This window comes from Aliiroseovarius sediminis, from assembly GCF_022678485.1.
GTDB classification, from domain to species: Bacteria; Pseudomonadota; Alphaproteobacteria; order Rhodobacterales; family Rhodobacteraceae; genus Aliiroseovarius; species Aliiroseovarius sediminis.
In genome coordinates this window covers 1-286 of record NZ_JALBYP010000012.1, presented here as the reverse complement: position 1 = coordinate 286, position 286 = coordinate 1, and the positions used below count along the sequence as shown (strand labels likewise).

Annotated in this window: 1 pseudogene; it reads left to right on the top strand. The window is 65.7% G+C overall.

Going from position 1 to position 286, the window contains the following annotated elements:
• Positions 1–286, top strand: a pseudogene (locus MN186_RS00055) (IS3 family transposase); the annotation flags it as partial.

The window sequence follows — 286 nt, the reverse complement described above, 5'->3', positions numbered from 1 at the left end:
GCTCTACCGCATCTACCGCGAGGAAGGGCTCTCGGTGACGCGACGACGGGGCCGCAAGCGAGCCCGCGGCACACGCACACCGATGCCGGAGGCCGCGCGCCCAAATGCGCGGTGGTCGCTGGACTTTCTGTCCGACAGCTTCGGTGCTTCACGCAAGTTCCGCATCCTGGCGGTGATCGACGATTGCTGCCGTGAAAACCTGTGCCTGATGGCCGACACCAGTATCTCGGGAGCCCGTGTCGCCCGCGAGTTGGATGCGCTGGTGCGGGTCTACGGAAAACCAGGT